We start from the raw sequence: 10899 nt of genomic DNA, 5'->3' as shown, positions 1-10899 counted from the left end.
ACCCCTTTCGTTAACCAACAGCGTACCCCTGAGAAGCGACAACAGAGCAAACAGAAAGGTGCTTCGGACTGCTCGGAAAGGAGCATTCGAGCAACCGGACACGGGACGGGAAAACTCCCACTCCTACGAAATCGAAGGTGACCACAGCTGGTAAGCGAGCGACCTGACCGGGTGGTTCAGGCGGTGTCCGCGCGTGGTTGCAGCGACACCGTGTAGCCGAGGGCTTCGAGCTGGGCGACCGCGCACTGACGTCGGTCTTGCGGCCCGGCGGTTGCGGGCTTCGCCCGGGTTGACCAGCATTACGTTCAGCCCGTCTCCGAGCAGGTAATAGAACGGCTTCCAGTAGTCGCCTGTCGACTCCATCACCACACAGCTCACCTGCTCGGCGATCAGATGCTCTCGCAGCGCAAGGATCTGGCCGCTCATCGACCCCAGGTCGTCACCGTCGTCTTCGTCGCCCACCGGCCCGCGCCCTGCACCCGCACGCACACCTTCGCGTCCTTCTTCGAAATGTCGATCCCCGCGCACCGCGCATGCACGACCGACGAGAGCCGCCCTGCCTCCACCACCACCTTTCCCAACGGGCTCACAGCACCGCAAATCGACCGGGGTCGGCCGTGACACGCAACCCCTACAGCATCCGCCACGCAGCCACGCCGGAACGTAAGAACCGCAGACGATTTCAGCGTCCACGCAGGGCCGCGAAGCCGCCCTCGGTCTTTTCCCAGGAACTCGTTCTCGAGTTCCAGCTCACGCACTCGACGCTCGAGTTCCTTCAACCGGCCACCACACCCAACTCACGCGCGACCTCCGCGACCCCGCGGGACCGCTCGATCACTTCCTACGCCACCGCCTCCCGAAACTCAGGCGAATACCGCGAATTCCTCCGTGCCACAACAACTCCTGTCGATGAACCCCAAATCCTACGTTGGAGCCACTGTCCGGAAACCTCCCAGCATCTCAGATCGACCCGCCCCAGATCCGTTGAACATTCCCCGGGTTCGCCTCTCCCGACCAGCATGCACGGGTGGCGCGGATACCAGTCCTCACTTTCGAAAGCCGTTGTGGCAGAACACATGCCGAGGTCCGAGCAGGCCTAGGTGCCAGGTTGCAGGCTGTGGTGCTCGGCGGTCCATGCGGCGATCTGCGCGCGTGAGGCGAACCCCAGTTTGGTCAGGATATGTTCCACGTGTCCCTCGGCGGTGCGCTGTGAGATCACCAACCGGGCGGCGATCGCCTTGTTGGTCAGGCCCTGGGCAACGAGATCGGCGACCTGGCGCTCACGCTTGGTCAGTTTTCCCACTGAACGGGAGGCCGGCTCAGCGGCTTCGGCTCGCTCGCCGAGCGCGAAGCTCACCGCGGTATCGAAACTCATCGCGGCGCCTTCCTGGCGAGCCGCCTCGAATGCTCGTTCGCCGAGTGCCTCACGGCTGGACCGGACGCACTCATCTCGATAGGCATGCAGACCGCGAAACATGAGTGCGGAGCCGCCGGTAACACGTTCCAGCGAACCCGCGGTACCCATCAGGACAGCGGCGCGCCGGGTGTGGTGCTGGTTGGCCGCGATCCAGGCCAGCGTCTCCAAACAGGCCCCGGCGACGAGTGGATCTGCGACCAGCCGGGCCGATCGAATCCCCTGCTGCAGCAGGTGCACGGCGCGATCGGGTTCGTCTCTTCGCCACACCGTGAATCCCGCTGCCCACGACAACCATGAACGAAGCATCATCTCACCGGAGGATTCGGTGATCGCGAGCCCCTTGTCGAGGTCCGCGAGAGCCCGCTCGGTATCCCCGTGCAGTGCGTAGGCCCATCCGAGCGAAATCCGCGCATCCAGCTCTTGTTTGAGGTTTCCCGTTGCTTCGTAGGTGTCGACGGCAGCGGCGAGGAGAGCGCCTGCGCGAACCATATCACCATCGGCGCCCGCAAGACACGTGTTTCCCTCGGCGTGCGCAAGAAAGGCTGTGACCAGCGGCTCGGCAGCCTGCTCCGCCAGAGCCCGGAGCTGTGTCAGTGTCTCGGTGACGACCGGGAGATCACCCTGCATCGCGGCCGTCACATTGGCTACATAGAGCGTCTTTGCCCGGTCGGTGGTCGGCGCAACGGTCGTGTGGTCGAGTGCGCGCTCGCACCAGCGGCGGCCCACGCTGAGTCGTCCACGCAAGGTCCAGAACATGTGGAGGGCGGCAGTGATCCGCAACGTGCAATCGTCGGACTCGGCCAAACCGAATTCCAATGCTCTGCGCAGGTTGGGCAGTTCCCGCTCCAGCCGGGCAATCCATCGCAGCTGGTGCGGCCCCACCCATTCCTTCTCCGCCTGGGTCGCGAGCCGTTCGCACCACTGTCGATGCCGCCGCGCGTATTGGAGGTGCTTTCCACTGTCCTCGGCTTTCTTCTTGCCGTATTCCTGGACGGTCTCGAGCATCCGGAAGCGGACCGTGCCGTCGGTTTCGTCGCGGATCAAGATTGACTTGTCTACCAGTGCGCACAGCGCATCGAGCAATTCCGACTGGGTCAGGCCGGTGTCGCACACCTGTTCGGCGGCATCGAGTTCGAAACCGCCGACAAATACCGTCAACTGATTCCACACCTGCTGTTCGACCAGCGTGCACAGGTCATAACTCCAGCCGACGCACCATTGCAGGGTCTGCTGTCGCATCGCGGCGCCTCGACGCCCGTGAGTCAGCAGTTCGTAACGGTCGTCGAGCCGGGACAGGATCTGCTCGGGCGACATCGTCCGCAATCGGGCCGCGGCCAGCTCGATCGCCAGTGGTAACCCATCCAGGCGGGCGCAGATCTGGGCCACCGTGAGCCTGGTGTCGTCGGTTACCTCGAAGCCCGGCACAGCCGCGGCGCCACGTTCGGCGAACAAGGTCACCGCGTCGTAGCGTGCTGGCGCGCGCAGCGCCGACTTGTCCGTCGGATCGGGAATTCCCAAGGGGGGCACCGCGAACACCGATTCTCCGCCTACGCCCAAAGCCTCGCGGCTGGTCGCCAGGATCCGCAGCTGCGGGCAGGTCCGCAGCAGCGATTCGGCCAGCTTCGCGACCGCATCGATCACCTGCTCGCAGTTGTCGAGCATCAGCAGCAGCTTGCGCGAGGCCAACGAATCCGCCATCACCTCGAGCACGGGCCGGGCACTCTGGTTCCGCAGACCGAGGGCGCCGGCCACGACATCGACCACCAATGTCGCATCCCGTAGGCCCTCCAACTCGACCAGCCACACACCGTCGGCGAACTCCTCCTTCACCTTGTGGGCGACGCGCAGTGCGAGCCGGGTCTTGCCGACCCCGCCCATTCCGGTCAGCGTCACCAGACGCGACCCCGCCAGCATATTCTTTACCTCGGCCACCTGGATCCGCCGATCGACGAAGCTGGTGAGTTCGAGGGGAAGGTTGCCGGCGCCGCTCCCTGCCATTGCCACCGGCGACACCCGGTCGGCTCCCGCTTCACCGCACAGGGCCATCTCGTCGACGGTGAAACCATGAATGTGCTCCACCTGCTGCAGTTGCCGGCCCAGTTCCACGGCGGTCGGGCGGTCTCGCGAGTCGCGCGACATCGCCGCCTCGATCACCGCGCACACATCGTCGGGTATGCCGCGCTTGCGTAGATCGGGGACCGATTGATTCGTTATCCGCAGAAATTGTGCGACCACCTGCTCGCCGCTGCGGCGCTCGAAGGCCGCGTGGCCGGTCAGCGCACAGAACAACGTGGCTCCCAGCCCGTACACATCCGAGGCCCGGCTCGGGGCGTCGCCACCGAGGACCTCCGGCGCGGTGAACGCCGGTGAACCGGTGACCGTGCCGGTCACCGTTTCGAATCCATCGGCAATATGGGCGATCCCGAAGTCGGTCAACGCGGGTTCGCCGTAGTCGGTGAGCAGAATGTTTCCCGGCTTGATATCGCGGTGCAGAATCTCCGCCCGGTGCGCCGTTTCCAGCGCGCCCGCAATCTTCACCCCTAGGTGCAGCACTTCTCCTACCGACATCGGACCGTCGCGACGAATGCGCACATCGAGGTCGCCGTGCGAGTGGTATGGCATTACCAGGTAGAGCAGACCACTCGCGGTTTCACCGACCTCGAGCACGTCCACGATATTGGGATGCCCCGTCAGCTGCCCCATCGCACGTTGCTCGCGAAAGAAACGCTCCCGATTCTCGTCGACCTCTCCGGTCAGCACCTTTACCGCCACCGTGCGATCCACCGCCCGCTGGACACACCGATACACCCCGCCGAAACCGCCCCGCCCAATCTCCTGCGCATCCTCGAAACCGGCAGCACTCAACTCCGTGACGACATCAACACCAACGTCACGCCGTGTCTGAAACGAACCGCTCTCAACCATTCGCTACCCATGACCTAACCACAGTGTTATCAGCCAGAATATCCCCGTCATGCCGGACCACGACCGGGTCGGCATCGTAGAAACAGGCCAGGGTGGCCTTCCGCTTGCGGTTCGACTCCCCGGCGGTCATTTAGGTGCGCATCTAGTCCTGGCGGGCGGTTGTCGTGGTGGCCGGGCGGAGCGCCCAGTGCCGCATCACGATCTCCCTGCTGCGAGTTCGCGACACACCGATGATTCGAAGTCCTCCGCAAACAGGCCCTAACGATCGGGTCACCGGTGCAAACGACTTCGGACATTCACAGTTGGCGTGGTATCTGGTCGTTCCACTTCCAAAGAAGTGGAACGACCAGCGGAGTGCGGTGTCGATGGACTCAGATAATTTGCTATTTGAGTTGAACTCAACTTACAATTCGATTGTGGGTACCACCGAGACAAGACGCGGCAGCGCCGCCCGCCAGAACCTGCTTCAGGCAGCCACGGATGAGCTGAGGGAGACCGGGGAGTTGGAGGTCGCGGCGGTTGCGCGCCGCGCGGGTGTCAGCACCGGACTTCCGTACCGGTATTTCGGCACCCGCACCGGACTGCTGATCGCCGTGCTGGAGGCGTTCTACGACCGGCTCTGCGATGCCGCAGCGCTGCGTGAATACACCGAATCCAGTTGGGCGGCACGGGAACAGCATCGTATCCGGGACTGGGTGGGGTTCCTCTACGGCGAGCCGCTGGCCCCGATCGTGCTCGGTGGTCTGGTCGGCGACAGCGAGGTGGCGACCGCGCACACCGCGCGGCTGAGCATACTCATCGAACTCGGTACCCGAAACATGGCGCGGGCCCAGCACCAGGGCGAGATCCCCACCGATCGCGATCCGGAGTATCTGGCCGCCGCCACCCTCGCCGGCACCAACGCCGTGGTCTCGGTCGCGCTCACCCGCACACCCCGCCCGACTCCGGAGTCCGTCGTCGACCAACTCTGGGCCTTCGTTTCCGGAGCGGTCGGACTCACCGAAAAGACAGGAGACACACCATGAACCACGACCCCGCCCCGATAGGCACTGTCACCGACCTCGAGGACCTGGGTACCGACCTGGCGCGACGACACAAGGCCACCGAAAGCGGCGGTGCCACGGCGGATTCGGCGGCGGTCGACACCGATATGGCGGCCCTCGAACGCGACGGCTACGTCATCCTCGAAGACCTCATCGACGCCGAGGACTGCGCACGCATCCGCGAATCCGCCGCAGAACTGCTCGATCACACCGGCCGCAACACCTTCGAAGGCCAACGCACCCAACGCCTCTACAGCGTGCTGGAGAAAACCCGTGACTGCGACCACCTAGTCGACCATCCGCGGGTGCTGGCCCTGCTCGACAGGCTGTTCCTACCGAATTACCTGCTGTCACAACTGCAAGTCATCAACATCCTGCCCGGCGAGAACACGCAACTGCTACACCACGACGACGCGTTCTATCCACTGCCCCGGCCCCGCCCGCCGGTCGGAGCGGCCACCGTATGGGCGATAGACCCCTTCACCCCAACCAACGGCGCCACCGTCGTCATCCCCGGCAGCCACCAGTGGGCCGACCGGCGGCCGACGGCCTCCGACTCGATCATCAGCGTCGAGATGGCACCGGGGTCGTGTGTGTTCTTCCTCGGAACTCTCTGGCACGGCGGCGGCGCCAACCGCTCCGACGATCCACGACTGGCCGTGACCGCCCAGTACTGCGAACCCTGGCTGCGCCCCCAAGAAGCCTTCACCCTGTCCACCAGCCGCGACTGCGCCCGCATCGTCTCCGAAGACATCCGCCGCATGCTCGGCTACAGCATCCACCCACCCTTCATCGGCCAGGTCAACGGCATGCATCCCAAACGCCTACTCGGAACATCCTGAAAATGCAGCATACGGCCGATAATCGACTGTTCTCCAGCAAATCGCGAACCGGTAGCCACTCATCCCCTCGGCGGCATGCCAGTGGCCAGCAATCGGCGAGACCTGCCGATGATCACATTTCAGATTCCACAGAATGATGCGGTTGACATGGCCTTCGACGGGCCCGGAACTGTAGGGCACGGTCGGCCCGTTGCTGACGGCGTCGACGGTCGATGGAAGTTACGGGCAAACGAGGCAATAGCTGGCAGCGCGTCTTTTATCGACGACGCCGATCCAGGAGTCGCGGCGGTGGCCTTCGAGCCGGGTCATATGATCGCGAAGTCTTCGACGTGGTCGGCGATGCGGTTGCTGCGCCCGCGGAGTTTGCGTAGATCGGTAGTGTCGTCGGCGGCGAGGGCACCGGCGCATCGAGATCGTCGCTCGCTCTTGCCCAGCGCCTCTCCGCGGAATCTGGTGCACGCGAGCGCCTGGAACGCCCTTTGGGACATCGTGGCAACAGACCAGCGGCTCGAGCCCGAGTATCCGCTGCCGTGGGCAGATTCACCCGCCGACACCCACCTCGCTACGCCGGCATCGCTGCGGACCCAGCGATCGAGCGGGCACGATTCGCCATACACCATTGGGAAGATCTCACCGAGCAGGCCGCCTCCATCATGCATATGGTGCAGCAAACCCGTACAGCGCCACTCCCGCCGAGCCTCCTCGGCCTGCATGCCTTCGTACCGAACTTCCCAGCACGCGCTCGAAACCTCACCGAAGCCCTTCACGACGGTCGACTGCGAGCAATCCAAGTGATCGCTCCCGCAGGAGCTGAACCGTGGCTCGCAGGGGCCGACGCGGAGTCGGCTTCGCCACCCGACAATCGTGTCGGCATTTCTTCGATGCGGCTGCGCCACTGTGGATGTGGTCGATACCGCCGAATTGCAAGATCGATCAGCTGCCTCACTTGTCGGGCTGCACCTCTGGTGCGGATCTCGGCACACGAAAGATATTCCAGGTGCGGGTCGCGCTCGCGGAACTGCGGACGCAACGATTACAGACCCGCTGACGCTGGGGCAGCGGCCGCCGCGTTCGAGGCCACCGAACGGACCGCGCGAGCGTTGATCACAAGCGCGTCCGACGCCGGTAGAGGCTGGCATGACCTCGCAACAGGGCCCGTGGCTCTGCCGAATCTTGTCCTATGACGACCACAGAATCGCGATACCGATCGACTCAGCCGGTCGTGCTCTGATTCGCGATGATCCGACCCTATTTTGTCGCTGCTGGTTCCCGGTCGCGGCTGTGGTACGCAGTTACGGCGGGTTCATCTTCTTCGGTAGCCATGACATCGGCGGGGCATCGGTGATCGCGAACCTGGTCCGTGGCCGCGGCATCAGTGATGTGCCTGTGGCACGGTCCTGGCGGATATGTAGGCTGCGGCGCACGGCGCGCAACCGACACCTGCCTGGTGGCGAGGAACCTTGCGGCCACGATGTGACAACCGGTCAGCAGGCCACGGTGAAGACCCGCGGCATGCCGACTCTGCGAAGAGGCCGTGGGGCGCGGTTCCGCACGGCGGAGTCACTGTCCTTGGAAGGCAGGTTTGGTCTTCGACAGGAATGAGCGAACCGCTTGTGCGGCGTCAGCAGTTCCGCCGGTGCGAGTGATTGATTCTATCTCCGCATTCAGCTGCTGAGGGAGGGTCGCCGTCGCTGAATCACGGAGCAATCGCCTGATCTCCGCGTATGCGCGCGTGGGCCCGGCGGCCAACTCTCCGGCCCGCTCGAACGTGGCCTGCTCCAGCCGATCCTCGGGTACGACCGCGGAGACCAGTCCCCATTCGCATGCTTGCGTCGCGTCGAGCACTCGGCCGAGGTACATCTCTTGGGCACGGCGCAGTCCCACAAGCCGAGGTAGATACCACGAGGTTCCGCCGTCGCCGGAAAGTCCCAGCGCCGTGAATCCGGTGGCGAACTTTGTCCGCTCTGCGGCGAGCGCAACATCGGCGCAGTACAGCATTCCCAAGCCACCGCCACCGACTGCGCCGCGCACGCCGGTGATGATCGGCACCGGGAGCTCAGTGAAGATACGCAAGGCTTCGTGATACGGGGTGACCATGCGCCGCAGCGTTGTAGCCAACGAATCCGGATCGGTGTCGGCGAACACCTCGATATCGCCGCCGACGGTGAACGCGGGGCCGTTACCCAGCAGGACAAGGGCTCGGATGTCGTCCGCCCCCACGCATCGTTGCGCGACCTCGTACAAATCGCCGGCCATCGCCGGATCGATCGCATTGCGCTGCTCGGGTCTGTTCAACCGCAGCACGGCGACCCCGTCTGAAACCTCGAATTCGACTGTGCGCAAACCACTCTTCGGCTTCAATGCATCGTGCCAAAGGGCAGTGTCGGTCAGTTGACTCAGCTCAGCGATCCTGCCCTGCACGAATGTCAGCGTGTGGACGAATTCGGCATCCAGAGTCCCTCCCCCGACTCTGGCCTTCCCTTGATAGCGGCCGACGACACTCAGCCGACCATCGCCGGACCACAGGAATTCCCTGGGAACCGCACGGGCACGGTAGTGCTGGGCGATGCGCCCCCAGAACTCGCGCCACATCGAATCGGGCCCCCGGTACACACCACCGAGTCCGAACGGCATCCCCTCTGCGGTCCTGCCCTCGAACTCCGGATGCAGGATGGCATCGAGCCGCTCACGGTCTCCCGTCGCCAAGACCTCGTAGAGTTCGGCTGCCACCTTCTCAGCCGCAACCTCTTCGTCCGTCGCACGTGGGGGATCCGCTTCGCCAGCCATCGAGCACACCAACTTCCGCAATAGTATTTTACTATATATTAAATATCATCCACAGCGCCGCCCCGGCAACCCCATCCACCCCGCAGCCGGCACGGGACAGCTCACGTTGCCGCACGTCATCCACACAGCTCAGGGCAAGAGTTGCCCCGGCGACAGCACTGAACGGGCGATCACCGGCACAGCGTCCCGCGTCGTCGACCGCATTGCACGCCCCAGGCGCGCATATAATCTATCATATATTACATTTTTCGAAGAAGCTGGCGTCACTCCGTGAACTCGGCCTTACGCTACTCCCGGCCGACCGATCAGGAGATTTATCGAATCGATTCAAATCGAACGAACCATGTCCCCGATTGCGGAAAACCGAGCTAGACCTCGGGTGGCGCACCAGACAACACGCCGCTGCGCGCTGAGTCGCCCCGGAGCGGAACGTGAGCAACTCATCCGCAGGGTCACGACTCGCATCTGGCGACTATTTTTTAATCTGAAATACACACAGTGAAGTCGAGCCCCGAGGAGATGATCCAGGTGGTACACGTGGCCACGCAACCCGCCGACCCGACCGAGCCCGGCATACATCCGGTGGTTCGCGGAGTCCATCGCATCCCACTCTCAGCGCCCTTCCGGGAAGCCACGAGCTACGTGCTCGAATCTATCGAGGGACTGATCGTCATGGATCCCGGCTGGCATAGCCCGGAAACCGAACGTGCGATGAAGTGCGCTGCTCGGCAGAGTCCGATGCAGCCCGCACGGCGACACCCGCAGGTACGGCCTCGGGCGCTTGACACGACGTTTGCGCCGAGCCGAAGGAAACGAGACTCCCCAGTGCGCTACCGGTGCCCGACCGGCGAGATCAAGCCGACCGGGCATCGAAAGATGTACGGCTACCGACGAGATCGGCGATCCCCAGGATTGCCAGTTCAGTGCGGATCCGTGGATGAGGAGCATCGGCTCGTCCGCCGCCGATACGCAGATCGCCGGCGGCAGCATTGCCGGCACACGCTTCGTTGCGTTGAGCATGGGGTACCTCCTGCGGATCGGTGTCCCGTCCTACAGATGGCCCCCAACACCAACCATCTAATTTAAATTCGAAAGCCTGCCAACCGTCGCACCACACACCGATCACCACCGCACAGCTGCGGACAGAGCAGATTGCTGACTTATAGTTGAATCGTGGCTAGAAAACCGAAGTTGCAGCCGACGTCGGACGACCAGAACGTGGAGCCGAAGTCCGCCCGCACCCGCCAGCGGATCCTCGATGCCGCTGCACACGTGCTGAGCTTGAAGGGGTACTCGGGTACCCGCTTGAGCGATGTCGCGGACTACGCCGAACTCCAGGCGCCCGCGATCTACTACTACTTCCCCTCCCGCGAGGAACTGATCGAGGAAGTAATGTGGAGCGGCATCGCGGACATGGTGCAGCACCTGCAGCAAGTGATCGACGAGATACCCAGCGATGTACCACCGATCGAGCGAATCATGATCGCCATCGACGCACACCTCCGGCACGAACTGGAATTGTCGGACTACGCCACCGCCTCGATCCGTAACAGCGGACAGGTGCCAGAACACCTGCGTGCCCGCCAGCTGGCCGAGGAGGCCCACTACGGGACCATCTGGCGGAAATTGATCAAGGATGCCGCGGCAGAGGGACAGATCCGAAGCGATCTGGATCTCCATGTCACCCAGATGCTCATCGTGGGATCATTGAACTGGGCAGCAGAGTGGTGGACACCTCGCCGCGGGTCTCTCGATGTCGTGGTCAGGACCGCTCAGGCACTGATCCGTAATGGCATCGCGCCGAGCGCGACGGACGAAGAAAAGACATCGCCACGTCGCAGACGCGCACCGAGAAAGACCGCCGCAAAAAGCAAGACGGCCTAGT

General features: G+C 63.8%; 6 protein-coding genes and 1 pseudogene. 3 read left to right on the top strand and 4 right to left on the bottom strand.

Translation table 11 applies throughout. The annotated features are described in order from the left end of the window. Positions 1–244: 244 nt before the first annotated feature. Both NV1_RS43050 and NV1_RS41235 read right to left on the bottom strand, forming a co-directional pair. Positions 245–566, bottom strand: a pseudogene (locus NV1_RS43050) (IS110 family transposase); the annotation flags it as partial. A gap of 530 nt (positions 567–1096) precedes the next feature. Beyond that, on the bottom strand, positions 1097–4342 hold the full coding sequence (locus tag NV1_RS41235; protein ID WP_067905048.1) for a protein kinase domain-containing protein: 3246 nt from the start codon (positions 4340–4342) through the stop codon (positions 1097–1099). 416 nt (positions 4343–4758) lie between these two features. Here NV1_RS41235 and NV1_RS41230 point away from each other — a divergent pair, with 416 nt between their 5' ends. Then, positions 4759–5367, top strand: coding sequence for a TetR/AcrR family transcriptional regulator (locus tag NV1_RS41230; RefSeq protein WP_218027370.1), 609 nt, complete (start codon positions 4759–4761; stop codon positions 5365–5367). Further along, the gene (locus NV1_RS41225) at positions 5364–6227 is read left to right on the top strand and encodes a phytanoyl-CoA dioxygenase family protein (RefSeq protein WP_067905045.1); all 864 of its coding nucleotides are present in this window, start codon (positions 5364–5366) and stop codon (positions 6225–6227) included. Before NV1_RS41230 ends, NV1_RS41225 begins: the two co-directional genes overlap by 4 nt. A 305-nt stretch (positions 6228–6532) precedes the next feature. Here NV1_RS41225 and NV1_RS41220 read toward each other — a convergent pair whose 3' ends face one another. Both NV1_RS41220 and NV1_RS41215 read right to left on the bottom strand, forming a co-directional pair. Beyond that, entirely contained in the window at positions 6533–6994 is a 462-nt protein-coding gene (locus NV1_RS41220; RefSeq protein ID WP_157117770.1) for a hypothetical protein, read from the bottom strand. A 793-nt stretch (positions 6995–7787) separates the two neighbouring features. Continuing rightward, a complete protein-coding gene (locus NV1_RS41215) occupies positions 7788–9014 on the bottom strand; it encodes an enoyl-CoA hydratase-related protein (RefSeq protein ID WP_067905039.1) in 1227 nt (408 codons plus the stop codon). Between the two features lie 1173 nt (positions 9015–10187). Between NV1_RS41215 and NV1_RS41210 the strand changes: the two genes are divergently transcribed. After that, complete coding sequence (locus NV1_RS41210; protein ID WP_084526736.1) at positions 10188–10898, top strand: TetR/AcrR family transcriptional regulator; 711 nt, start codon at positions 10188–10190, stop codon at positions 10896–10898. Position 10899: the final 1 nt, after the last annotated feature.

Source organism: Nocardia vaccinii NBRC 15922 (assembly GCF_001613305.1).
GTDB lineage: Bacteria > Actinomycetota > Actinomycetes > Mycobacteriales > Mycobacteriaceae > Nocardia > Nocardia vaccinii.
This window is presented reverse-complemented; position numbering and strand designations above follow the sequence as displayed.